Genomic DNA, 25,824 nt, shown 5'->3' on the forward strand with positions numbered 1-25,824 from the left:
CTCCTTTTTTATGCAGGTAGATATTTGCTCAGAGGCTCTTTGAAATTGATGTTGTGACGGGATAGATCATAAAGCCCGTGGGAGACGTTGGCAGGACCGTGCTGGGTGGTAACGGTCATGGCAAAGTGCTCCTTTAAGAAGTCGCTGGCCCAGGGCTCGGTCTGGCCGTGGGGATAGGCAAAGAAGGTGACCGGCTTGCCCACGTTTTCCTCGATCAGAGAGATGCTCTTTTCCAGATCGGAGAAGATGCGGGCCTCGTAGTCCTTGCGGCTCTCGCCGTTCATGCGCTTAATGCCCCGGGGGTCGTTGGCGTGGTGGTCATAAGTGTGGGAGCCGATCTCCACCAGACCGGAATTGGCCATCTCCCGGCACATGTCCCAGGTGAGGAAGTCGGGTTTTCCGTCCACCGTGCGCCGGACAATCATGGAGATGACTGCCTTGGCCTGGAATTCCTTCAGCACGGGGAAGGCCTGGGTGTAGTTGTTGGCGTAGCCGTCGTCAAAAGTAATGAGTACGGCCTTTTCCGGCAGGGATGCGCCGTTTTCCAGTTCGCTGGGCAGCAGCGTGGTGTAACCGTGGTCCTTCAGCCACTGGAGATCCTCCCGGAAGCGCTGAGTGGTGGTCATCCAGTCGTTGCAGTTGGAGCCGTCTCCGTCCACCACGGAGTGATACATGAGAATGTAAAGAGTGTGGTTGTTGGAGGGTTTCACTGGCTCAGGCTGGGGCTCAGGCTCAGACTGTGAGGAGCTCTGAGAGGCATCTCCGCTCTGGGCCGGAGGCTGGGAGCTGTCCGTTCCGGAGGAGGCAGAGCCGCTGCCGGAAGGAGCAGAACTGCCGCCGGAGGAGGCGGAACCGTTGGAGGAGGAACTGCCGGATGTGGAGGGGGAGGAAGTCGTGCCGGAAGACGTATTTCCGGAACTGACCGCCCCGCTGACGGAGCTGCCCGCAGACTGGCAGGCCGCTAATAGAAAAAGAAGGGAAAATAGAGACAGGAAAAGGGTAACTTTGCGCATCATTCCCATAAAATCACCTCATTGAACATTGTGTCGAGCGCAACAAAAAGACCCTCCGCCTCCTGATAATCAGGGACGAAAGGCCAACCTTCCGCGGTACCACCCGCATTCGCACCCGGCAGAGCCGCAGTACGCACTTGTTCTCCCGATAACGGAGGAGATTGCCGTCCCGTTCTCGCGGGCCGCTCCCGGGCGAACCAAGCGGATGTACTCCAAGGCGGCTTTCAGCCGGTGACCGCCTCTCTCTGACGAGTGGGGATCCGCTATTTTCCCGTTCTTCGCATGTAAACTACCCTTACTTATACCATAAACCCCCTCCGTTTGCAAGAGCAAAATGGGAAACTTCCGGGCTGAAAAGACAGTTTGGCCGGGAAAGGGGAAGAAAAAGCACCCGCCAAATCAGTGATTTTTAAAAACCCTCAAATTTAGTAGGATTTTGGTGAAAATACCGTTAGACAAATGGCGGCCGGGGTGGTAAAATAAGGGCGTTCCAAAAGGAGAGCGGTCCGTTTTTGGATTGGCCGCCTGAATTTTGGGGCAGAATGACAGAAAAAGCCGGCACAGCCGGTGGAATAGGTACGGAGGAGCCCCCATGTTAGAGTTACAGCATATCAGCTTTGGTGTGGAGCAGGACGGCGAGGACAAGAACATCCTGCGGGACATCAATCTCACCATTGATGAGCATTTTGTGGCGATCACCGGCCCCAACGGGGGCGGAAAGTCCACCCTGGCCAAGGTGATTGCGGGCATTCTGGTGCCCACAGAGGGAAAGATCCTTCTGGACGGGGAGGATATCACCGGTCTTGGGGTGACGGAGCGGGCCCAGCGGGGCATCAGCTTCGCCTTCCAGCAGCCGGTGCGCTTTAAGGGCCTGACGGTGAAGGATCTCATCACCCTGGCCAGCGGCAAGAACATCGGCGTGCCCGAGGCCTGCAACTACCTCTCTGAGGTGGGCCTGTGCGCCAAGGACTACATTGACCGGGAGGTGGACGGTTCCCTGTCCGGCGGCGAGCTCAAGCGCATTGAGATCGCCATGATCATGGCCCGGGGCACCAAGCTCTCCGTCTTTGACGAGCCGGAGGCGGGCATCGATCTGTGGTCCTTCTCCAACCTCATCCAGGTCTTTGAGCACCTGCATGAGAAGATCAACGGTTCCATTCTCATCATCTCCCACCAGGAGCGGATTTTGAACATTGCCGACCGCATCATTGTCCTGGCCAATGGCCGAGTGCAGGATGACGGTGCCCGGGAGCAGGTGCTCCCCAAGCTGCTGGGAGATGTGCCCAGCGTATGCAGCGCCCTGACCGATAAGGTGCGCTGAACAGCGGGGCGTGATGCCGCGCCCCAGTTTCAAGGAGGGAAACACTATGGACGCAATTCAGCGCAGCCTGCTGGAGCAGGTAGCTGATCTTCATGAGGTGCCCGAGGGCGCCTATAACATCCGGGCCAACGGCAAGGCTGCCGCCCGGAACACCACCGCCAACATTGACATCGTGTCCAAGGAGGACAAGGACGGCATTGATATTATCATCAAGCCCGGCACCAAGAATCAGTCCGTCCACATCCCCGTGGTCCTCAGCGAGAGCGGCCTGCAGGAGACGGTGTACAACGACTTCTTCATCGGAGAAGATTGCGACGTCATCATCGTGGCCGGCTGCGGCATCCACAACTGCGGCGTGCAGAACTCCGAGCATTCCGGTATCCACACCTTCTATGTGGGCAAGAACGCCAAGGTGCGCTACGTGGAGCGGCACTACGGCGAGGGCGACGGCATGGGCGAGAACATCATGAACCCCACCACTGTGGTGGAGATGGAAGAGGGCAGCTACATGGAGATGGAGACCACCCAGATCAAGGGCGTGGACTCCACCGTCCGCACCACCCGTGCCAAGCTGGGCCCTGCCGCCACCCTCATCATCAAGGAGAAGGTCATGACCCACGGAAAGCAGCTGGCCAAGTCCGACTTTACCGTGGATCTGGACGGCGAGGGCTGCCATACCAACGTCATCTCCCGCTCGGTGGCCCGGGACAACTCCAAGCAGGTGTTCCTGGCCCGCATCAACGGCAATGCCAAGTGCCACGGTCACTCCGAGTGCGACGCCATCATCATGGATAACGGTGTGGTGGCTGCCATTCCCGAGGTCACGGCCAACTGTGTGGACGCCGAGCTCATTCACGAGGCGGCCATCGGCAAGATTGCCGGGGAGCAGCTCATCAAGCTGATGACCCTGGGCCTCACCGAGAAAGAGGCCGAGGAGCAGATCGTCAACGGATTTTTGAAGTAAACAGAGAAATGTAGCCGGGGAGCGCAGAGTGCGCTCCCCGGCTGTTTGTAAGAACTGTGTGGAAGAATACGGGGTTGGGCATCGAGAGGCCCAACCCCGTATTTTTATGTTTCGTGTGTTCCGGTCACGCCGGGGGAAGAATGCCCAGGGACAGCTTCAGTTCCAGAATCCGCAGGACGGATTGGTCAATGCGGGAAAGGGAAATGGTCCCCTCCTCCACAGCCCGGAGCACCGCTGGGATCTGCACCTGGTAATCGGTGACGCACAGCAGGTCGTTGCCTGCCTGTACCGCCAGTACGGCGGCCTGCTCCGTTCCGGCGAAGTCCTTGGCCCCGGCCATGTCCAGGTCGTCGGTGATGATCACGCCGTCAAAGCCCAGCTCCTCCCGGAGAATCTGGTGCACCTTGGGGGAGAGGGAGGCGGGAAGCTGATCGTCCATGGAGGAGACAATGTTGTGGCTCACCAGAACCATGCTGGCCCCAGCCTCAATTCCAGCTTGGAAGGGCAGAAAATCCGACTGCACAAAGGCCTCGTAGGGCCGGTCGTCCCGGGCGATGGAGGTGTGGGTGTCGTGGCTTCCGCCGTAGCCCGGGAAGTGCTTGAGCACACTGCCCATGTTCTGGTCTGCCATTTCCTCCACCACGGCCTGGACATATTGGGCGGTCTGCACTCCATCCAGCCCAAGCGTGCGGTTGTAGATGTAATCCTCCGGATTTTGGGATACGTCGCACACCGGAGCAAAGTTGACGTTGATGCCGAGGGAGCGCAGAAGGGCACACTTTTCCTCTGCGTCCGCCCGGACCGCCGACAGGCCGCCCTGCTGCCACAGCTCCTGGGGGGAGGGGAAGGGCTCGTCCCGGAAGACGGGGAACTTGCTGATGCGCACCACGCTGCCCCCCTCCTCGTCTACGCCGATGAACAGAGGGATGGAGGCCGCCTGCTGACAGTCTTCCACTTCCTGAGCCACCTCTTCCGCCGTACGGTCCCGGATATCACGGGTAAAAAGCAGATAGCCGCCCAAGGCGTAGTCTGCGGCGTCCTGGGGAGCGTTCTCCTTGGGACGGCGGGCCATGAACATCTGTCCCACCTTTTCCTCCAGAGTCATGTTCTCCAGATAGGCCTGGGCCAGTTCCCGGAGGGTAGGAGGAGCCTCCTCCTGGGGAGAGTCGGTCACGGAGAGAAAAAGGACCTGCTCAGGACGGCTGTCCGTAAGATCGCCCAGATAGGTGATCCGTACCATGCTGCCGATGAGAAGACCGCCTTCCGATTCCAGCACCGGGGCGTCGGTTTTGTCAAAGGAATGGGCTGCGCCTGACGGGTCCTGGACCAAGAGGGTGTTCATGGTCCCCTCTGCCACCGTGCCCTCCAGAACACCCAGAGGCCAGGAGGGACTTTCCCAGGAAATGGGGGATGGCGGAGCATTTTCCTGTGGCGGAGAGGACAAACGCCAGACCAGAGCCAGCACTCCGCCTGCTGCCAAAAGGAGGGCGAGCCAAAGAAGAAGCCGCCGGTACCCGGTCCGGCCGCGCCGCTGTAACAGCAATGGAAACGCCTCCTCTCCCAATGGGGCAACCAGGCCCCTTTTATGGACAGCATAACACAGGAAAGGACCGGCTACAACCCAAAAAGCAGAAATCCGCCTCCCGAAACCGGGAGACGGATTTCTGCTGGAATGGAATGGAAGGAGTAAGCAAACCTTAGAAATCAGACCTCGAACATCAGATCGCCGTAAGTATGGACCGGCCAGATGTCCTTGTCCACCAGCAGCTCCAGTTCATCCACCGGCTGGCGCAGAGCGGCCATGGCGGGGACAATGCGGGTGTGGTAGGCGGTGGCCATCGCGGCCACATCGGTCATGGAATCCACCTGGGGGAGCAGGGTCTTCAGTTCCTCCAGCGCCTTGGAGGCGCTGGACAGCAGCGCGCTGCACCGGACCAGCAGGTCCTTCTGCACCGAGACGTCCGCTTCAGGCACAGCGGCGGCCACCGAGGAGACGGACTGTCCCAGGCGGGTAATGTAATGAATGGCGGCGGGAATGTAGTGCTTGCCCGCCATGTGAATCATGGTCTGGGCCTCGATCTTCAGTACCTTGGCATAGGTCTCGTACATGATCTCCCCGCGGGACTCCAGCTCAGACTTGGTGTAGATGCCGAACTTGGTGAACAGAGCCTCTGCCTTGGCGGTGGTGAGAGAGGGGATGGCATCCACCATGGAGGGCAGGTTGGGCAGACCCCGGCGGGCCGCCTCCTCTACCCACTCTTCGGAGTAGCCGTTGCCATTGAAGATAATGCGCTGATGCTGCAGCATGGTGTCGTGGATGAGCTTGCTGCAGGCGCTGTTGAAATCCTCTGCCTTTTCCAGCACGTCGGCGGCCTCACAGAAGGCTTCGGCCACGATGGCGTTCAGGGTGGTGTTGGCGTCGGCAATGGAATCGGAGGAGCCTACCATGCGGAACTCAAACTTGTTGCCGGTGAAGGCGAAGGGGGAGGTGCGGTTGCGATCCGTGGCGTCCTTCTTGATGACAGGGACGGTGGACACGCCGGTGTCCAGCTTGCTGGCGGCCAGCAGCTTGACGGAGTCGGCATTGGAGATGATCTGGCTGACCACATTGTCCAGCTGATCCCCCAGGAAGATGGAGATGATGGCGGGAGGGGCCTCCTGAGCGCCCAGACGGTGCTCGTTGCCAGCGTTGGAGGCGGAGCAGCGCAGCAAATCGGCGTGCCGGTCCACCGCCTTCATGATGCAGGAGAGTACCAGCAGGAACTGGAGGTTCTCATTGGGGGTGTCACCGGGATCCAGCAGGTTCTCACCGGTGTCGGTGCCCAGAGACCAGTTGTTATGCTTGCCCGAGCCGTTGACGCCGGCGTAGGGCTTCTCATGGAGCAGGCACACCAGACCGTGGCGGGTGGCTACCCGCTTCATGGTCTCCATGGTCAGCTGGTTCTGGTCCACGGCCAGGTTGCACATGGTGTAGATGGGGGCCAGCTCATGCTGAGCGGGGGCCACCTCGTTATGCTGGGTGGTGGCGGGAATGCCCAGCTTCCACAGCTCCTCGTTGAGGTCAGACATGAAAGCGCCTACCCGTTCCCGGATGACGCCGAAGTACTGGTCGTCCAGCTCCTGGCCCTTGGGGGCGGGAGCGCCGAAGAGGGTGCGGCCGGTGTAGATGAGGTCCCGACGCTTCAGATATTTCTCACGATCCACCAGGAAGTACTCCTGCTCCGGACCCACCAGGGGGGTGACCTTCTTGGCCTCCTGGTTACCGAAGAGGCGGAGAATGCGGAGGGCCTGAATGTTGATGGCCTCCATGGAGCGCAGCAGGGGCGTTTTCTTGTCCAGAGCCTCGCCGTTGTAGGAGACGAAGATGGTGGGGATGCAAAGAATGGTGCCGCAGGACATCTCCTTCACAAAGGCGGGGGAGGTCATGTCCCAGGCGGTGTAGCCCCGGGCGTAGTGGGTGGAGCGCAGCCCGCCGGAGGGGAAAGAGGAAGCGTCCGGCTCGCCCATGATGAGCTGCTTGCCGGTGAGCTGCAGCAGGGTCTTGCTGTCGTTGGGGGCGGTAAGGAAGGAGTCGTGCTTTTCGGCGGTGATGCCGGTGAGGGGCTGGAACCAGTGGGTGTAGTGGGTGGCACCCTTTTCCACCGCCCAGTCCTTCATGGCGTTGGCCACGATGTCGGCGGTGGCCATGCTGATGTTGCCGCCGTGCTCCATCACGTCCACTACCTCGGCATAGGCCTTTTTGGGCAGGCGCTCCCGCATGACGGACATGCTGAATACATTGGTGCCAAAGATTTCAGAGATGTTGATGCTCATTCGTTCCTTCAACCCTTTCCTGGAATGTTCAGCTTCGGTCTGGATACAAAAAAGGAGACAATGATGCCCGACGACACCATTGTCTCACGCAAACAAACCGATTGCCGTGCCCCTTGGGCAGGAAAATCTTCTTGTCATTAACATACTCCATCTCCGGTGGATTTGCAAGAATCAATTCTGACGAAAGTGGTTGGAAGGTATTCCCCGGAATGTGGGAAATGTCCACAAGGGCGGCAGATGAGGCGGAGAAGAAGGGACAGGCCGGAGAAAAATCTTGACAGGACTCCCGGGAAAATGCAATACTGAATTATTCAAATCCCTGTGGGAACCGGTCGTTCAGGGAGGAAAGGAGCGCGATTTGCATGGGCTACACCAAGGAGGAAATCATCCGCATTGTGGAGGAAGAGGAAATCGAATTTATCCGCATGCAGTTTGTGGATATTTTCGGCCAGCTGAAAAACGTGGCCATCACCGCCTCCCAGATTGAAAAGGCGGTCAACAACCAGATCATGTTTGACGGCTCCTCTATCGAGGGCTTTACCCGCATCAACGAGTCGGACCAGTGTCTCTACCCCGATTTGAACAGCTTTGCCATTTTCCCCTGGCGGCCCGCTCAGGGCAAGGTGGCCCGGCTGATCTGCGACGTGTATAACCCGGACGGCACCCCCTTTGTGGGCGATCCCCGGGGAGTGCTCCGCCGGGTGCTGAAACGCTGTCAGGATATGGGCTTTGATACCTTCAACATCGGGCCGGAGCTGGAATTTTTCCTCTTTGAGACCGATGAGCAGGGGCGGGCCACCACCCGGACCCGGGACGAGGCGGGCTACTTTGACCTGGGCCCTCTGGACCACGGGGAATCCACCCGGCGGGAAGTGTGTATGAATCTGGAGGCCATGGGCTTTGAGATCGAGGCCAGCCACCACGAGTGCGCCAACGGCCAGCACGAGATTGACTTCCGCTATGTGGACGCCATGGACGGGGCGGACAAGATCATGACCCTGAAGCTGGCGGTAAAAACGCTGGCCCAGAAAAACGGACTCCACGCCACCTTCATGCCCAAGCCCATTTTCGGTGTGGCCGGTTCCGGCATGCACCTCAACATGTCCCTGTTCAAGAATGGAAAGAACGTATTTTATGACGAGGGGAGCCCGCGCCAGCTGTCCAAGACGGCCTATGCCTTCATTGCCGGCCTTCTGGAGCATGCCCGGGGCTTTACCGCTCTGACAAACCCCCTGGTCAACTCCTATAAGCGGCTCAGCGCCGGGTATGAGGCCCCCCGCTACCGCTCCTGGTCGGCGTCCAACCGGTCCACCCTCATTCGGATTCCCGCCGTGCGAGGGCAGTCCACCCGGGTGGAACTGCGCAGCCCCGATCCCTCCTGCAACCCCTATCTGGCGGTGGCGGCCTGTCTGGCCGCCGGTCTGGACGGCATCGCCCGGGGCCTGACTCCGCCGCCGGAGGTGACGGACAACGTCTACGACATGGACGAGAGCGACCGGATAGCCAAGAACATTGACGCCCTGCCGGAGACCCTGGAGGAGGCCCTCCGGGAGCTGGAGCAGGATGAGCTGATGATGGATGTGCTGGGTGAGCACGTGGCCCAGCACTACCTCCGTGGAAAAATGAAGGAGTGGAAGGAGTATCAGACCAGGGTGTCCAGCTGGGAAGTGGAAAAGTACCTGGTGACCTATTGAGCGGCAAAGAGAACGAGGGAAGGGAGTGAGGAACTGTGGAAACTGTCATTGTGGCCTTTGAAAATACGGCCATGTGCCGGAGCTTCAGCGACCTGCTGGAGAGCACCGGGACAGCCCGCTGCCTGACCTGTCGTTCGGGGGATGAGGTGCGCCGCCTGCTGGCCAGCCAGACCACCTACTGTGTGGTCTGTTCTCCCCATCTGGCGGACGGCCCGGCGGAGTGGCTCAGTGAGGATCTGCCTTCCTTTTGCTCCCTGCTGCTGGTGGGAGCTCAGCATGTGCTGGACCACTGCGGCAGCGACCAGGTGTACAAACTGGCAACCCCCATCCGCCGGGAGGAGGCGGTGTCCACAGTCCGCCTCCTGCTTCAGTTCGGTCACCGCACAGAGGGACTGCTCCGCTCTCACCGCAGCAGCTCGGATCAGGAGACGATCGAGCGTGCCAAGCGCCTTTTGATGGAGCGGAAGGGCCTCAGTGAGGAGGAGGCCCACCGCCTGCTGCAAAAGCGAAGCATGGATACCGGCGCCCGTCTGGTTCAGACGGCCCGCCGGATGATTCGGGAATATGAGCGCCTCTGAACAGGCATGGGACAGCACCGGTCCTGCATAGTCTTACATGGGCGAAGAGAGCGGCGGACCGCCGCGGGCTTGATGGCCTGCGGCGGTCCGCTTTGTCTGCAGCTGGGGAAGAACGCCGCCTCTGCGCCCGGAAAGGGGCGAGGGTCTATGCGTTTTACCAAGATGGAGGGCCTGGGCAACGACTACATCTATCTCAACTGTCTGGAGAAAAGTCCGCCCAATTTGCCTGAACTGGCAGTGCGCCTGTCCGACCGCCACTTTGGCGTGGGAGGGGACGGAATCATCTGCATCAAGCCGGGTCGGACGGGGGATTTTACCATGGAGATGTACAACGCCGACGGCTCCCGGGGCGCCATGTGCGGCAACGGAATCCGGTGTGTGGGCAAGTATGTCTATGACAAAGGACTCACGCGCAAGCGGTGCCTGACCATCGACACCGACGCCGGACCCCGCCGGCTGGAGCTGACCGTCTCGGCAGGCAAAGCCACGTGGATTCGGGTGGACATGGGAGAGGCAAAGGTGGGGGAAGAGCGGGAACTGGAGGCCGGAGGCATGTGTTTCCGGGCCGTTCCGGTGGACGTGGGAAATCCCCACGCAGTAATCTTCAGCCCTTCGGTGGAGACGGTGGAGCTGGAGCGGCTGGGTCCGCTGCTGGAGCAGCATCCCGGGCTGCCGGAGCGCAGTAATGTGGAATTTACAGCCGTGGAGGATGCCAGGACCCTGTCGGTGCGGGTGTGGGAGCGGGGCAGCGGAGTCACTCTGGCCTGCGGGACAGGTGCCTGCGCGGCCTTTGCGGCGGCGTGGAGGCGGGGACTGTGCGAAAGCCGGGTTCGGGTTCAGCTGCCGGGCGGGGCGCTGACCCTGGAGCGGGAGGAGAGGACCCTCTACCTGGGTGGCCCGGCCCGTACCGTCTTTGAGGGGGAGCTGGAGCCTGAGTGAAAAAACTGGCAGCACCGTTTTTCGGCGCTGCCAGTTTCTCTGCGAGAGGCAGAGTTACCAATCCCGCAGACAGATGTTTAAATCCACCCGGACGTCAATTCCGTCCACCATGCCGCTGCTGCTGTACTGCCACATGTCATAGTGGTACTGGAAGCTGGTGGGGCACCAGTCAATGGTGTAATGGGCCAGCCAGAAAGGAAAGTCGGAGAGCTGGTCCAGCTGTAGGTCCTTGCCCACCTTGGAGGGGCTGCCGTAGGTCATGGGGGTGTAGCCGGCATCGGCTATGATGCCGCAGAATTCCCGGGCACAGGCGGTGATCATGTCCCCTGTGGTGTCCTTGGTGCGGGAATTGGATTGACTGACCCGTTCCCAGTCAAAGACCACAGGGTAGGTGATATCGTAGTCCTCGATCCACTCCAGGGTCTGGAGGGCCTCCTCCCGGGCCTCCTCCACGCTGGTAGCCTGGGAGAAGAAATAGATCCCCACATCCAGCCCCACACGGAGGGCCTCATTGATGTTGTATGTAAAGTAGTCATCCTGGTAGATCAACCCCTGGGTGTAGCCCCGATAACCGGCCCGGATCATGACAAAATCCACCCCGGATGCCGCAACTTTTTCCCAGTCAATAAGCTTCTGATGGGCAGAGACGTCAATGCCCACATAGCTGGGCGTGCCGCCCTGATAGGTCAAAAATCCGTTTTCCACCACAAAGGCGCTGCTGTCGTAGGAATTGGGCAGAAGGGGAGGGAGCGTCTCCTCCGGGACCTCTGGCGTCGGGTCCGGTTCCGGGTCGGGATCCGGCTGCTCCTGGGGGTTTTGCTGGTCATAGTTAGTTAAAATGACAGCTGCCTGAGCGCGGGTAGCCAGTCCGATGGGCTCAAACCGATTGCCTGATGTTCCGCTGACCAGACCCTCGGCGCTTGCCCAGCTGACGGCGGTGTCTGCCCACAGGGAGATGGCGTCCTCATCGGCGAAGGCGGAATCTATTTGCGCGGAGGGACTGCCGGAGTAGCGCCACAGCATGGTGACCAGCTGCTCCCGGGTGATGGGGTCGTCGGGGCCAAAGGTCTCCTCGCTGTAGCCGCTGGCGATCCCTTCTGACCGGGCCCAGTAGATTCCGGGCGCGTACCAGGCATCCAGCGGGACGTCAGAAAACAGTGTCCCCACGCCGGACTCATCCTGCAGGGGAGATCCCGCCACCCGGTAAAGAACCGTAAGCAGCATGCCCCGGGTCATGGGGAGGTTGGGGGAGAAGGTGCCTGCGCCTGTTCCGGACATCAGACCCTGGGCCTGTACGTAGTAGACAAAGGAGGCGTACCAGGCGTCCTGGGGGACATCCTGGAAGGATACGTCGGTCTCCACGGCACGAACGGGAGTGAAAAAGAGCGCTGCGGCGCAGAGAAATGGGAGAATGGGACGAAGAAAACGGGATTTTTTGATCATGGAAGTTCCTTTCTTTTGATTTGGAGGCCTGTGGGGACACTGACGTCGACGGGGGAGACGGCACGGGAATCATTGAGCAGCAGTACGACGGTATAGACCAATAAGGTAAAACAATAAAAAGCTGCCGTGAACGCTTCACGTTCACGGCAGCATGGCGCAGCGGGAGGGATTCGAACCCTCGTGGGATTGCTCCCAAACTGATTTCGAGTAATGTGCCCCGTACAAACTCCCGTATAAGTCCGTGTAACGCCGTGTATTTTCTCTACCAAACACCATGTTTTTTAAAACACTCCGTAAAGTGTTTCATATTGCTTTACATCATCTTTTTTCATCACAGGGCAACATTCCGGCAACAGGGCAACAAATTTTCCCTCTGCAACTGCAACACCGTAAACATTACTATTATACCATATAACTGTACAGTCTGAAAGGATTTGGGTGGATTTGGCCCAGATGCTTTTTTCTTTTCTCACTTTAACAAACGAGAGGACTGTATGACATGTCGCTGAACAATAAGACTGCCGAAAATAGTATCTTCCGCAAACGTCAGAGCATCACTATGGCCGGCAATGCTGCCATCCATGATCCCAAACTCTCTCTGAAAGCCAAGAGACTCTACACGCTGATTATGTCCTCTTGCCCTGACTCTAACCAAGGCTTTTCCGATGGCGCATTGCCTGGAGAAAGAACGCGTCTTCAACAGCGCCAGGGACAAACTGAAAAACCGCGGCTACCTGAAAGTGCACTTCACCCCGTCCGGCGAGAATAACCGCTGGTGCGTGGAGTATGAGCTCCTGGATGTGGCCGACCCTGCCGATGGGGTACACACCTACTATTACAATCTGGCCGGGGAAGTTACCGCAACCAACCTCACCCGAAAGGCCCAGCGGGACAACGCTGAACCCGCCCCGGAACAGCAGGCAGATTCCCGTACCCCACAAAATGTAGGGGACGCGCCCCGTACCCTACATTTCCGTACCAACGGTAACCGTACATACGGTGAACGTACCAACGGTAATGGGGGGAACAATATAATACTTCCTTGTAAGACTAAAAATAATACTCAGGATAATCACTCATTCATTCAGCAGGAGAGTGAAGGAATGAGTGAAGAAGAGATCCAGGATAAGGTTATGGAGGAGCTGACGATCCAGCAGGCCATTCCCTACCAGTATGCCAGTGATCCCAAGATGATGGAGTGCGCCATCCACTACCTCACCGAATGGGAGTTCCGCTGCAAGCATCCCTTCCTCACCACCAGAGGCTTTGTGGATGACCGCCGAATGAATGCCTTCAAGTTCTGCATTGAGTGTCTGATTGAAATGGCCTGTGCCCGCCAGCAGGCCAACGATCGGGGCGCTCTGATCTCCTATGCCAATGTGATCGACGCCATCAACCGCAACTCCGACCGCTGCACCGAGGGCGGTCTGTCCGAGTTTCTTGAACAGACCATGGACGACTTTCTGCACGCTTGCGAGCACACCGAAATCACCGACATCCGCAAATATACCAAGTCTTTGATCTGGAGCAGATCCGGTTTTCCGATACAGACCATTTATACATTCTTGGTGATGTGATTGATCGGGGCACAGGCGGTGTGGACATACTGGAGCAAATAATGGAGGCTCCCAATATGACTATGCTCCTGGGTAACCATGAACAGATGTGTCTCAGCACCCTGGGCCCCAATAATGAAGTCGGCGCCCGGAATCTGTGGCGGCAGAACGGAGGAATGACTACCTACCAGGAACTGCTCTACCACAGCACCCCCAAAAAACGAGACCGTATCCTGCGTTTTCTCTCCGGCTTGCCGGACAGCTTGGATCTCACGGTGGGCAAGCAGAACTTTCATCTTGTCCACGGCTTTCCTGGATATGATCACGACACCCGCATCTGGGGTTGGGTGGAACCAGACAGCGTAAGCCCCTACGAGGACACTGCCTGTATCGTCGGCCATACGCCCACAGTCTTTCTCACTGGCAGGATGGAAGAGAATTCTTCCGTCTGGCACGGAAACGGGATCATCGACATCGACTGTGGCTGCGGCCACTTGAATGCCCCACACCGCCGCCTGGCCTGCCTGTGTCTGGATGACATGGCTGAGTTCTATGTAGGCGGAACAGGACTTGAGGATATCACTTGAGTTCTAAATCGAAATATTCCTGTCAACTAAGATTTTGGGAAATGTATGAGTATCCTGTTATTGTTTTGTGAGGACCAATCGTGTTGACTCGTTGTGGTTGAACAAGTATTTTTTCAGCGATACACTGACTATTGGTTAGCGATAGTATTGCTTTGCCAGTCTTTTAACAAGGAGGGTCCCCACGGACAGGACGCTGACACTGTACCACGGTTCGTCTTCGATCATTGAACGTCCTGAATTTAGAAAGGGCAATCCGTTCAATGATTACGGCCCTGGCTTCCACTGCACGGAGACTTTAGAACTGGCAAAAGAGTGGGCCTGTTCCATGGCGCAGGACGGCTTTGCCAATCGATATTCCTTCCGAACTGACGGGCTGTCCATTTTGAATCTCACAGATGGCAATTACAATTACAACATCCTGCACTGGATCTCTATCCTTCTCATGAACCGCAAATTAATCTCAGCTCCGATATTGCTACCCGGGGCAAGGAGTATCTTGTCAGCACCTTCCTGCCCCCCTATAAGGACTACAATGTCATCATAGGCTATCGTGCCGACGATTCCTACTTCGCCTCCGCGTTTCTGAACAGTACCATCTCCCTGGCACAGTTTGAGCAGGCCATGTCTTTGGAAAAGAGGGGAGAGCAAGTGGTCCTGAAATCGGAACAGGATTTTTCCCATCTGCACTTTGAAGAAAACATCCCGGCGGAGCGCACCATCATCTTTAGAGTCGTCAAAGAAGCTGCGGTCATCTACGGCCTTTACGCCCCGACTGTGGGTGTTGTCGGCGGGCTTGTCGATGTACTCCAAAGGGATATCAAACCACCTGTATACGCCAGCTAAGTAGGTGTGGATGGCGTTGGGGCTTTTTCCATGCGCAATCAGCCAATCCGCATAGCCCTACATATGAGGGCGACGTTCTTCCGGAGTTCTGCATCGATGTTCTACCTTGCACCACTCTCCAAATTTAACGGCGTGATTCTTGTACATCTTCGCTGACCCGTCCTCAATTTGTGTTGAGGGATCCTTTAGCTTGCAAAGGTTCTCATGCATATGTGAAATCAAGTATTTTAAACTGGCCATATGGATTCTCCTTTTCCACAGACAAATTCCTGCTGTACTAGGTGACGGCAGACACCCCAGCCCAATAGTTCAGGTGGGCAGTTAAAAGTGGCACATATCTTTGCTACAGAGGGATATGGTGACCCCTATCAGAGTCGATACCCGCCACGGTATCGCCCCCCTCACTGGTTATTTTCCAACAATGTTGCAAAATAACCAGTTCACCCCCCATGTAACGGGCAGGTTTGCGTGTAATAGAGCTGGCTCATACAGCAGATCACCACACAGGAGATGCCCCCACATCCAGGGACGGTTTCCCCACGCCCCATCCGAGGCGAGTACGGCTATGCCGGGGACACCCCTGGTCGCCGTGCCAGGGGTGGGAGCCAGTCTCCGGGGGCTCCAAGCGGGTCGCGTTATGCGGCTAGTTGCTGGGGTTCGGTACGGATTTGTTGTCCTCCGTGCCATGGGCCTTGGTAATTGCTTGTGTTGACGTCGACAAAGCGCTGTGGAAAAGAAGAACATATATGTAAAAAAGGACACCAGCGTATGGATCAAATACACTGATGCCCTGGATTTTGGATAAACAAAAAGAGCATTTACCTCGTGGTAAATACTCTTGGTTCAGTCGATAAAATGACTTCTAGCATATAAGGCCTCAGATAAAAACATAGCCTCTGAGGTGTTTTGTAAGAGGGACAAGTCCTGATAGGCAGGACAGGAGTGACGCGATGTGCTGGATGACCAGGCACAACAAAGAGAGACTTTTACAAGACAAACTATACCATGTTTCCCATGCTGCGTCAATACATTTCTGCATAAAATTACTCAAAAAAGTTTTTCGATTTTATATTTAAACGGAAAAATGCTGGTAAAATACGAATAATTGTTCCGATATCGGTACAATTGCCATCCCCTGGACATGTAAAGGGAGCACACAAATTTATTTCAGATGTTCAAAGTTTTTGTGTCGGCACATCCCAATCCTACCTACAACTTTGGCGCTTCCTGCAGCTTACAGGATTTCTTTGCCTGTTCAACAGGCACTATATTTGTCTATAGTGAGCAAATTTCAATCCACGTTCCCCATATCGGGAGCGACTCACAACGGAAGCCGGCACAGAAAATAAAAGTCATTTCATTTTTTTACAAGGCCATGCCGCGCCAGAAGTCATTAGTTCGGGAGTTTCAATTCCTCATATTCTGTCCGCGAAGTAGTCACCGTTTTCGGGATACTTGCGACAGCGTTCTTTATATTTTCAACAGGAAAACAATTTCCCTGCGGGAACGGCTACTGCTTTATGGCTGATTGACCGTTTCCTCAGGAAGACAAACGCGGTATGTGCCCGGCCGTCACCAGACGGCGCGGTTCACAGCACCAGCCGCAGCCGGAACCGGCCGTTTGTCAGTCCAAACTGACAAACAGCCCCGTATTTTTTGCAGAACGCCAAGATGGACTGCACGCCCAGACCGTGTCCCTCCTGCTGCGCCACGGGCAGCCCGTTTTTGTCAAAGGAAATGCCACCCACACAGGGATTGGAGATTTCCAGCATGACGCTGGGCGTCTCCATCATTTTACAGCGGATGTCACGCCGCTCCCGGGGCAGGGCCAGATTGGCATGGATGGCATTTTCCAGCGCGTTGGCCAGGACAATGGCCATTTCTCCCTCGTCCACCGGGAAGGCGTCGGACAGGGCGATCTTTGCCTCCACCGGGATTCCCTGATTTCTGGCCTGGTCAAAGTAGGAGGCAAAGACCGCATCCAGCACCGGCGGGCGGCACCAGCGGATCGTCTTTTGCTCATCCAGCCGCTTCTGGGCGGCCTCCAGGAAGGCCAGCGCCTCGCTGCGGTCCTCCCGCGCCACCAGCTCTGCCACCACCTGGAGCCGGTGACGCAGGTCGTGACGCTCCATGCGGATGATGTCCTCCGATACGTTCACCGCCTTCATCCGGCTGCGCAGGGCGGACAGCTGCAGCGCAGTTATCTGTGCGCTGTGCCGGGCCTCCGCCTCGTTCCGGACACGGGAAAAGAGAAGCATCAAAATGGAATAAACTCCCACCATCATCAGAGAAATGGCAGGCTTGACCACCGTGCTGCTCCATTCGTTCCCCACATAGCCGGGAATCAAATAGACCAAAATAACATAGTACAGCGCCAGCACCAGACACATAAGCCACCAGCCCCGGCGCAGCTCCAGAAGGGCCTGCAGAAACAGCGGCCGCAGAAAGCGAATCAGAAACCAGATCACCACGGCGCTGAGCACGACATAGGCCAGAACCAGCACCCAGAAATAGCCGCCGGACAGATAGTAGACCAGCCCCGCTCCGTGCTGAATCAGCGTGCAGAACAGGACGGCGGAGAGGAGCTGGAACACCAGCCGCCAGCCACAAAAGCGGCTGAGAAAAAAGGAGAGCAGCAGAGAAGGAACATGGGCCACCAGGGTGTACATGTGAAGGGTGACGTCCGCCCCCGCCTCCCGGTACAGGACGGCCACCAGAGCCATGACCAGAGCGATGGCGCCGCAGCCGATCAAAACGGTGCGCCGTCTGGAATACCGGCTGTCCAAAAACAGCATCACCATGGTCATGCCAAGCGCCGTCATATATTCCATGACAAATAGTTCCATCATACGTTCCTCCCCTCTGAACCGCAGCTGCCCAGACACCTTTGACCGCCGCCGCAGCGCAAGGCTAGGCGCACCTTCCGGCCATGCTCCGCCCCGTGAGACGGCCCTGTACCGGCTCTCTGAACGGGCAGCACAACACGGATGCCACCGAGTGCAAAGCGTCAGCCGGCCGGTTTCCGGCGCCATTTGGCCCATCTGCAAATTTTACGCAAAAATGCACAGATTTTACGCACAGGCCACGTTTTCTTCCTGAAAACGATAAAATAGATTGCACTTAAAATATCATTTGAGGCAGTTTCCGTCAAGGGATTGCCTGGGCGTGTTTTTATGGAATCCAGGAACTGACCGCAGCCCAGAGGTGTATCTTGCCGCGGGCCAGACCGCGGCGTTGGAAGAATGGGAGGATCACTATGCGTGTGAGAGGAACAGGAAGAAAATGGCTCAGCCTGCTGCTGACAATTTGTGTGGTGCTGGGGATGCTGCCGGGCACAGCCGCCGCGGCGAACACGACATTCTCAGCGGATAAGGAGCTTTCAACAACAGCTATCAGCACCGACACCGTCTGGACAGTGGAGGATGGCGTGACCGTGACTGTCAGCGGCACGATTACCATTCGCTCCGGGGCTACACTGACGCTTCAGGGCGGCGGAACTTTTTTGAGAAATTATGAGGGCAAGAACGGCATGTTCTATGTCAATGGCGGCGAGCTGGTTATAGACGGCGTTACCATTGACGGAAACGGAGAGACGATCGCGATAACAGGGGCTACAACCAAATCCAACGTAGTCAGGATAGAGGGGTCGGGCAGCTGCCTCATGAAAAGCGGTACCATACAGAACTGCAAACAGGAAACGTATGGCGCGGCGATTTATGTGTCGTCCTCGTCCTCATTTACCATGGAGGGCGGCACCATCCAAAATAATACCATGACCAGCGCCACCAGCGACTACGGCGGAGCCGGCCTCTACAATCTCGGCACCGCCACCATCAATGGCGGCATCTTTACCGGCAACAGCGCCACATGCGGCGGCGCGATTTACAACGCCTCATATGGAAAGCTCACCATCAACGGCGGCAAGATTTACGGCAACACCGCCACAAAGAATGGCAGCGGCCTCCCGTACGGCAACAGCGTGTTCCACAGCTCAAAGGATGGCGTAGATGGCCAGCTGTACCTGGGCGGCGCGGCAGACATCCAGGGCGACATCTATCTGGATAACACCAGTGCGAGCAAATTCGTCTACCTGACCAGCGCGCTGCAGCATCCCCTCGCCGTCACCTGCGGCGAGGCAGTCGAGGGCAGAGTGGTCGTCCAGGGCAGCGTCCATACTGTGACCGCTCAGGATATGGCCCGCCTGTCCATCAAAAACAAGGGCTGCTATTTCGGCCTGTCAGACGACAACAATCAGATTTTCATAACAGCCACGGAAAGCGAAGCCTATATCCCCATCACCATCAAATCTGACGACAGCTCTCTGGACGTGACGCTGGATCCAAGCGTGACGTTGGATCCAAGCGTGACGTTGGATTACAGCGAGAGCGCCGGTGGCTACATAGGCAGCGTCCCGGCGGGGCAATACGACGTCTATGTGGGCGGCACGGATACCGGGAACGGCATCACCGTCTCCTCCAACAACACCATGTTTGACTCCAGCGTGCTGCTTGCGCCCCACGTCCATCCCATCGACAACGGCATGGAGAATACGACCTTCGACCCGCTCAGCAGCCTGGAGGCTACGCTGGGGCCGGGCAATTACTACCTGACAAAGGATTTGACCAACAACACCGGCGGCCACATCACCGTGAGCGGCAACGTGATTCTCTGCCTCAACGGCAAGACGCTGGATTTGAACGGCAAGCACATCATAGTGCCCACCGACGCCAGCCTCACCCTCTGCGACTGCGGCAGCGGCAAAATCACCGGGCAGAACTATACCGATGCCAATAGTAACGGCTATGGCAGCGTTTATGTGCAAGGCGGCAGCTTCACCATGTACAGCGGCTCCATCTCCGGCAACAAAGCGTACTCCGGCGGCGGTGTTACTGTGAGCAACGGCGGCAGGTTCACCATGTACGGCGGCTCCATCACCAGAAACACCGCCCAGCTCGGCAGCGGCGTTGCTGTGAGCGGCGGTGGCAGCTTCACCATGTGCGGCGGCACAATCTCGGGCAATGAGTCCACCTACGGCAGTGCCGGCGTAAATGTGGCCAGAGGCGGCAGCTTCACCATGTATGACGGCTCCATCACCAATAACCATGCCACCGGCACCAGCGGCAGCGGAGGCGTGCAAGTAAACGGCAGCTTCACCATGTACGGCGGAGAGATTTCCGGCAATACGGCCTACTGGGACGAATACGGCGGAGGTGTGCATGTAAACGGCAGCTTCACCATCTCCGGCGACGCCAGCATCACGGGCAACACGTCGCGCGGGAGCAACTGCAACGTCTATCTGGACACTGACGCCGTCATCACCATCGGCGGCAAACTGACCGGCGGCAAAATCGGCGTGAAGATGGCAAAGCCCGGCACGTTCACCAGCGGCTGGAACACTATAATGGGCGATGCCGCCCCGAGCGGCTACTTTAGCTCCGAGGACAGCTCCTATCTCGTGGCGCGCACCAGCGACGGCGAGGCCATGCTGCACCAGCACAGCTATACATACACCGCCGACAGCAATACCATCACCGAGAGCTGCACCTGCGGCCACAGCGAGACGGCGAGAGTTTACATCCCGTCCGGCGCTGACCTCATCTACACCGGCAGCCCCATTACGCCCGCCGAGGTGGATTGCAGCAACGGCTGGCAGGGCGGCGACCTGACGCCGGCCTACGAGAACAACACCGATGTCGGCCCCGCAACGGCAAAGATTACTAAAGAAAACGCCACGGCCAGCGTGACCTTCCAAATCACCAGAGCCTCGCAGACCGCGCCCGACAAGGGCGAGGGCTATGAAATCGACTATGCCGAAGAGACTATCACTGTAGACAGCGGCTACGAGGTCTATACCGCGGCGGACGGCGGCACAAAAATCGAGAGCGGCAACGTCACCCCCGGCACGACCTATTACATCCGCAAGGCCGGAACCACGACCCATAACCCCTCCGATTTCACGGCCTTCACCGTCACCGCGCGCCCCGCGACCCCGGCAGCGCCCGAGGTGACGGACAGGACGGACACCAGCATCACCATCAGCACAAATCCCGAATGCGAGTATTCGATTAACGGCGGCAGCTGGGTCAGCGCCACAGGCAGCTATACATTTGAAAACCTGATGCCCGGCACGGACTACACCATCAGCGTCCGCGTGGCAGCGACGGAAAGCGCCCCGGTCTCGGAGAGCGCCTCTGCTTCCGTCACCACCAAGACCGCCCCGGTGAAGCCGCCCGCCGAGCCGGGTACCGACAGCTCCGCCATCACTGTCACCGACGGCAGCATCACAATCACCGGCAGCGTGAGCGGACAGGAGTACATCGTCCTGCCGAAAGATAAAACCCCCGATGAATCCGACTGGACAAGCGCCCAGAGCGGCAGCGGCGAAAGCCTGACCTTCGACGGCCTTACCCCCGGCACGGAGTACACCGTCTGGACGCGCAGCGAGGAGACGGACAGCGCCATGCCGTCTCAGCCGTCGCAGAGCGGCGTCACCACCGCGGCCAAGACGCCAGACAGCTACGCCGACGGCATGAGCATCGATTACGCAGACGAGATTATCACCGTAAATCCCGGCTATGAGATCAGCAGTGACGGCGGACAGAGCTGGCAGAGCGGCAGCATTTCCCTTGAACCCGGCAAAACTTATGAAGTACGCGTGCAGGCGCAGAACGGTATCCCCGCCTCTGACAGTGTGCACTTCACCGCCCCGTCCCGCCCCGCGCAGCCCGGCGATAAGGTCGCCGTCACCGGCGAGACCGTCCAGGACAAGGGCGACGGCACAATCACCGTGCCCGCCGGCATGGAGTACAGCACCGACGGCGGAAAAAACTGGACGCCCGGCCCCGCGACGCTCACGCAGCGCCCGGCGGGTACGCAGGTCGTCGTCCGCGAGCAGGCCACCGCCGCCGCGCCCCACGGCGAGGAGCAGACCTACACCGTACCCGCCAGCGAGAAAACGCTCACCGTCACCTTCGACGAGAACGGCGGCAGCGAGGTCGCCGACGTCTCCGGCCTCTCGTATAACGCGACCGTCCCCGCGCCGGAGATCACCCGCACGGGCTACACGCTGGACGGCTGGTACAACGGCGATGTACAGTGGGATTTCAGCAGCGGCGTCACCGAGAACATCACCCTCACCGCCAAGTGGACGCTGGACGCGCCCACGGTCAGCCTGACCGCCAATAAAACCGAGGCTACCTACGGTGAGAAGATTACCCTCACCGCCGAGGCCAGCCACACAGCAAGCGATACGATCTCTTACACCTACACATGGTACAAAGCCGGGAAGAACACACCGATCAAGGAAGGCATTGGCGATGCCTTTAAGAACCTTACCCTCACCTATGTGGACGACAGCGGCAGCTATACCGTCAAGGTCACCGCCTCGGACGGAACGCTCACCAGCAATCCCGCGCAGAGCAGCGCCGTCGCCGTCACCATCAACAGGGCAAACCCGGTGACGGTCTGGCCCATCGCTTCGGACATCACCTATGGCGACAATCTCAGCAAGAGCAAGCTCACCGGCGGCAGCGCCGTTTCCGGAGATTTTGCATGGGAGGACGGCAGCGTCAATCCCGCGAGCGGCAGCCGTGAGTACACCGTGGTGTTCACGCCCGATGACAAGGCAAACTACAATGTCGTCGAGCAGCCTGTCGCCGTGTATGTGGCACAAAAGAAGCTGACAGCCTCCGTCAATACCGTGGAAAACAAGGTCTACGACGGCGACACGGCCACCACCGGCACGATAGAGCTCACCGGCGCGGTGCTGGGCGACAAGCCCACCGCCGGCGGCGTGTTCACATTTGAGAACGCCAACGCCGGGACCAACAAAACCGTAAATATCACCGTCACTCTCAACGGCACATGGGGCAACAATTACGTCCTCGCCGCTGATTCGCTCACTGCCGAAGCGGACATCACGCCTAAAACCGTCGGCCTCACATGGAGCGGCTATGAGGGCCTCGTCTACGACGGCGAAGCTGTCAGCGTTACCGCCGAGGCCACCGGCCTGATTGGAGGCGATACCTGCACCGTCACAGTCGAGAACGGCGGCAAGACGGACGTGGGCACCTACACCGCCAAGGCCATTGGACTGGGCAATGACAACTATGTGCTCCCCACCACCGGCACCACACAGGAGTACACCATCACCCCGTGCCCGGTGACGCTCAGTTGGGACGAGGACAGTTTCACCTATGACGACAGCAAAAAGACTGTCACGGCTACGGTGACCAATGCGGCAGTACAGACCGATACATTCCATTTGGAATACACCGGCAACACCCAAACTGCGGCCGGTGACAGCTACGAGGCTAAGGTCACCGCTCTGGGCAACCCCAACTATACGCTGGACGGCGGCACCGGCCTGACTCATCGTTGGACGATCAGCAAAGCCGTCATCAGCTTCACTGTCACCGGCAATACCCACACCTACGACGGCAACGCCAAAACCGCCGTGGTCACTCAGTCGGAAGGCCAGACGCCGATCCCTGTCAACGGCTACACCATCAAATACGGTGGTGAGAACAGCCAGACCGAAGCCGATACCTACGATATTACCGTCACTATCAGCGATCCCAATTTCTGCTTTGAGGGTGGTGATGCCTCCAAGGTTGTGGGGCAGCTGACCATCGGCAAAAAGACCATCACCGGCACCTGGACGGACATCAAGCAGGTCTATGACGATGACGACAGCGCCGCCATCCTGCCGGATGATCTGGAAGCCGGGGACAGCGCCGATGATATTCACTATCATTACACCGGAACCACCGCTGTTGGCACGGCCTATGACAGCGATACGCCCCCTGAGGTAGCGGGCACCTACACCGTGACCGCCACCATGGACAATTACACCATTACTAACAACACGGCCACTCTGGTCATCGAAAAGAAGCCCGTCACCGTGACGGTGACGGACAACGCGGTGCAGGCTGACGGCACTGCCCAGGAACCGGAGATCCAGATTCCCGGACTGAGCGACGCAGAGGTCGAGGCACTTTGCGAGGTGGTCTACAAGGACAAGAACGGCAACGTGGTGGAAAACCCCACCCAGCCGGGCGCCTATGAAGTCTGGGTGGAATTCACAGACCCCAACTACCGTCACCCCGACGGCAGCACGAGCAAGCAGGTGGGCACCTTCACCATTGCCAACGGGCAGCCCGCCCTGTACACCGTAACCTTTGATGGGAACGGAAAAACCAGCGGCACCATGACCAATCTGGAGCTGGCCGGCGGCAGTATCCTGACTCTGCCCGACTGCGGCTACGCCAAGACTGGCTCCCAATTCACCGGCTGGCTGTACGACGGCAGGATCTACAAGCCCGGCAACAGCTTCACCACGCCCTATACCGACGTGACCTTCACGGCACAGTGGCAGGCGGTGTTCGAGGTGCGCGGCACCATCAAGGAGGAAACAGGCAGCGTTGAACAAAACGTAGCAAACGCCGTGGTCAGCCTGTGGCTGGGTGCCAACAAGATCGCCGAGACGAACACGGATTCGAACGGCAGCTACAACTTTGGTGACCTGCTTCCCGGCATCTACAATCTGGTGGTAAGCAAGGACCAGCGCACCGTCACCAGCATGGTGGAGATCACCACGGCCGACCGGACCTGCAACGCTCTTCTGCCCCAGTACGTGACCAACTCCGTCGTGGACATAACCCCCGGCAGCCCGGACATCGTGGTGGGTAATCTGGACGAGGTGTTTGATGAACCCAACGGCGAGGATTACACCGAAGAAGACGCTCAGAATGTACAACAAAACGGCAGCAAAGTGGAGATCACCTTCAAAGTCGATGAGCAGCAGGAGGATGAGGTGGGAGATGAAACCGTGAAAAAGCTCCAGAGTGCTGGAGAAAGCAACCTCTCCCTGTTCCTTGACTGCACGCTCACCAAAACCGTCACATCTGGAAACAGCACAACCACAAGCAGCCTCACCCAGTCCAGTGTCCTGCTGGAGATCCTGCTGCCCCTGCCCACGGAGCTCCAGGGCAAGTACACCTACACCATCTCCCGGATCCATGAGGGTGAGGCCCAAACCGTGCCCCAGGGGGAGGGCAGCAAAAACGCCGACGGGGAGTATTTTACCGTCAGCGAGGACAAGACCGCTCTCATTCTCCATGTCAAGAACTTCTCCACCTACGCCGTGGGCTATCGCAACGCCCCTTCCCCGTCCAGACCCACCTATCCGCCGGTGAAACATGAGAGCGAAAATGGCAGCTTCACCGTCAGTCCCAGCACTCCTTCCTCCGGTCAGAAGGTAACCATCACCCCCAAGCCGGACGAGGGCTATGTGGTGGACCGCGTCACCGTTACCGACAAGAGCGGCAAGGATGTAACGGTCACTCCCAACGCCAACGGCACCTATACCTTCACCCAGCCCAGCGGCAGCGTGACCATCACGGTCACCTTCCGGAAGGACACAGGCGCAGCCGACTGTCCCCGGGATGAAAGCTGCCCTATGGCTGCTTTCACCGACGTAAATCGAAACGCTTGGTACCATGACGGCATCCACTACTGCCTGGAGCATGGCCTGATGACAGGTACCGGCGAAGCCGCCTTCTCCCCTGACATTGCCACCACCCGCGGCATGATCGTCACCATTCTCTGGCGGCTGGAAGGCAGCCCGGTGGTGGACGGTTCTGTACACTATAGCGATGTAAAGCCGGGTGATTGGTATGAAGCAGCAGTCCGCTGGGCGGAAGGCGCAGGCGTGGTCACCGGCTACGGCAACCATCAATTTGGTCCCAATGACCCCATCACCCGGGAGCAGATGGCTGTCATGCTGTGGCGCTATGCGGGAAGCCCCGACGTGGAGGATAGCCTCTCGTCCTTCGCAGACGAGGCCCAGACCAGTGATTGGGCAAGGCCTGCTATGTCTTGGGCGGTAAAGCAAGGTTTGATCTCCGGAATTGGGGATAACCAACTGTGGCCGGGCGGAGAGGCTTCCAGAGCCCAGGCCGCCACCATTCTGATGCGATTTGCCCAGGCCATGGCGTCATAATCTCTCTTCGCTCAGAACCCGGTCCAAATACAACCAAAAGTCACCGGGAGGCTCCTGCCTCGGAGCTTCCC

General features: G+C 58.3%; 15 protein-coding genes. 9 read left to right on the plus strand and 6 right to left on the minus strand.

What is annotated here, in order from left to right:
- Window positions 1-8: 8 nt before the first annotated feature.
- On the minus strand, window positions 9-1,016 hold the full coding sequence (locus tag DWX58_RS01510; RefSeq protein ID WP_199648634.1) for a polysaccharide deacetylase family protein: 1,008 nt from the start codon (window positions 1,014-1,016) through the stop codon (window positions 9-11).
- A gap of 589 nt (window positions 1,017-1,605) precedes the next feature.
- Between DWX58_RS01510 and DWX58_RS01515 the strand changes: the two genes are divergently transcribed.
- Both DWX58_RS01515 and DWX58_RS01520 read left to right on the plus strand, forming a co-directional pair.
- Window positions 1,606-2,334 (plus strand): ATP-binding cassette domain-containing protein, encoded by a 729-nt coding sequence (locus DWX58_RS01515; RefSeq protein ID WP_118641176.1) that lies wholly within the window; start codon window positions 1,606-1,608, stop codon window positions 2,332-2,334.
- Window positions 2,335-2,380: 46 nt separating this feature from the next.
- Window positions 2,381-3,298: a SufD family Fe-S cluster assembly protein gene (locus DWX58_RS01520; protein WP_118641178.1), complete on the plus strand. Its 918-nt coding sequence runs from the start codon at window positions 2,381-2,383 to the stop codon at window positions 3,296-3,298.
- A 124-nt stretch (window positions 3,299-3,422) separates the two neighbouring features.
- Here DWX58_RS01520 and DWX58_RS01525 read toward each other — a convergent pair whose 3' ends face one another.
- Window positions 3,423-4,841: a glycoside hydrolase family 3 N-terminal domain-containing protein gene (locus DWX58_RS01525; protein ID WP_243093211.1), complete on the minus strand. Its 1,419-nt coding sequence runs from the start codon at window positions 4,839-4,841 to the stop codon at window positions 3,423-3,425.
- Window positions 4,842-5,002: 161 nt separating this feature from the next.
- On the minus strand, window positions 5,003-7,111 hold the full coding sequence (locus DWX58_RS01530) for a glutamine synthetase III (protein WP_118641180.1): 2,109 nt from the start codon (window positions 7,109-7,111) through the stop codon (window positions 5,003-5,005).
- A gap of 362 nt (window positions 7,112-7,473) precedes the next feature.
- Here DWX58_RS01530 and glnA point away from each other — a divergent pair, with 362 nt between their 5' ends.
- From glnA to dapF, 3 genes are all read left to right on the plus strand, one after another.
- Window positions 7,474-8,805 carry a type I glutamate--ammonia ligase gene (glnA, locus tag DWX58_RS01535; RefSeq protein ID WP_118641182.1) on the plus strand — a complete coding sequence of 444 codons (1,332 nt, stop codon included), beginning with the start codon at window positions 7,474-7,476 and terminating at the stop codon, window positions 8,803-8,805.
- Window positions 8,806-8,840: 35 nt separating this feature from the next.
- Window positions 8,841-9,383 carry an ANTAR domain-containing protein gene (locus DWX58_RS01540; protein ID WP_118641184.1) on the plus strand — a complete coding sequence of 181 codons (543 nt, stop codon included), beginning with the start codon at window positions 8,841-8,843 and terminating at the stop codon, window positions 9,381-9,383.
- 147 nt (window positions 9,384-9,530) lie between these two features.
- On the plus strand, window positions 9,531-10,322 hold the full coding sequence (dapF, locus tag DWX58_RS01545; RefSeq protein WP_118641186.1) for a diaminopimelate epimerase: 792 nt from the start codon (window positions 9,531-9,533) through the stop codon (window positions 10,320-10,322).
- Between the two features lie 54 nt (window positions 10,323-10,376).
- On the opposite strand, the gene DWX58_RS01550 is transcribed toward dapF, so the two are convergent.
- Complete coding sequence (locus tag DWX58_RS01550) at window positions 10,377-11,765, minus strand: S-layer homology domain-containing protein (protein WP_118641188.1); 1,389 nt, start codon at window positions 11,763-11,765, stop codon at window positions 10,377-10,379.
- Between the two features lie 499 nt (window positions 11,766-12,264).
- Between DWX58_RS01550 and DWX58_RS15065 the strand changes: the two genes are divergently transcribed.
- The 3 genes from DWX58_RS15065 to DWX58_RS01565 all read left to right on the plus strand — a co-directional run bounded on the left by DWX58_RS15065 (window position 12,265) and on the right by DWX58_RS01565 (window position 13,908).
- Window positions 12,265-12,534, plus strand: a complete 270-nt coding sequence (locus tag DWX58_RS15065) for a hypothetical protein (RefSeq protein ID WP_147382215.1) — start codon at window positions 12,265-12,267, stop codon at window positions 12,532-12,534.
- A gap of 334 nt (window positions 12,535-12,868) precedes the next feature.
- Entirely contained in the window at window positions 12,869-13,342 is a 474-nt protein-coding gene (locus DWX58_RS15070; protein ID WP_147382216.1) for a hypothetical protein, read from the plus strand.
- A complete protein-coding gene (locus DWX58_RS01565; RefSeq protein WP_118641194.1) occupies window positions 13,237-13,908 on the plus strand; it encodes a metallophosphoesterase in 672 nt (223 codons plus the stop codon). The genes DWX58_RS15070 and DWX58_RS01565 overlap by 106 nt, the downstream gene beginning before the upstream one ends.
- Window positions 13,909-14,316: 408 nt before the next feature.
- On the opposite strand, the gene DWX58_RS15485 is transcribed toward DWX58_RS01565, so the two are convergent.
- The gene (locus tag DWX58_RS15485) at window positions 14,317-14,718 is read right to left on the minus strand and encodes a hypothetical protein (protein ID WP_243093212.1); all 402 of its coding nucleotides are present in this window, start codon (window positions 14,716-14,718) and stop codon (window positions 14,317-14,319) included.
- Between the two features lie 1,622 nt (window positions 14,719-16,340).
- Window positions 16,341-17,600: a GHKL domain-containing protein gene (locus tag DWX58_RS01580; RefSeq protein ID WP_147382217.1), complete on the minus strand. Its 1,260-nt coding sequence runs from the start codon at window positions 17,598-17,600 to the stop codon at window positions 16,341-16,343.
- 407 nt (window positions 17,601-18,007) lie between these two features.
- Between DWX58_RS01580 and DWX58_RS01585 the strand changes: the two genes are divergently transcribed.
- A complete protein-coding gene (locus DWX58_RS01585) occupies window positions 18,008-25,753 on the plus strand; it encodes an S-layer homology domain-containing protein (RefSeq protein ID WP_118641202.1) in 7,746 nt (2,581 codons plus the stop codon).
- Window positions 25,754-25,824 lie beyond the last annotated feature (71 nt).

It is taken from the genome of Pseudoflavonifractor sp. AF19-9AC (assembly GCF_003478995.1).
Lineage (GTDB): Bacteria > Bacillota > Clostridia > Oscillospirales > Oscillospiraceae > Lawsonibacter.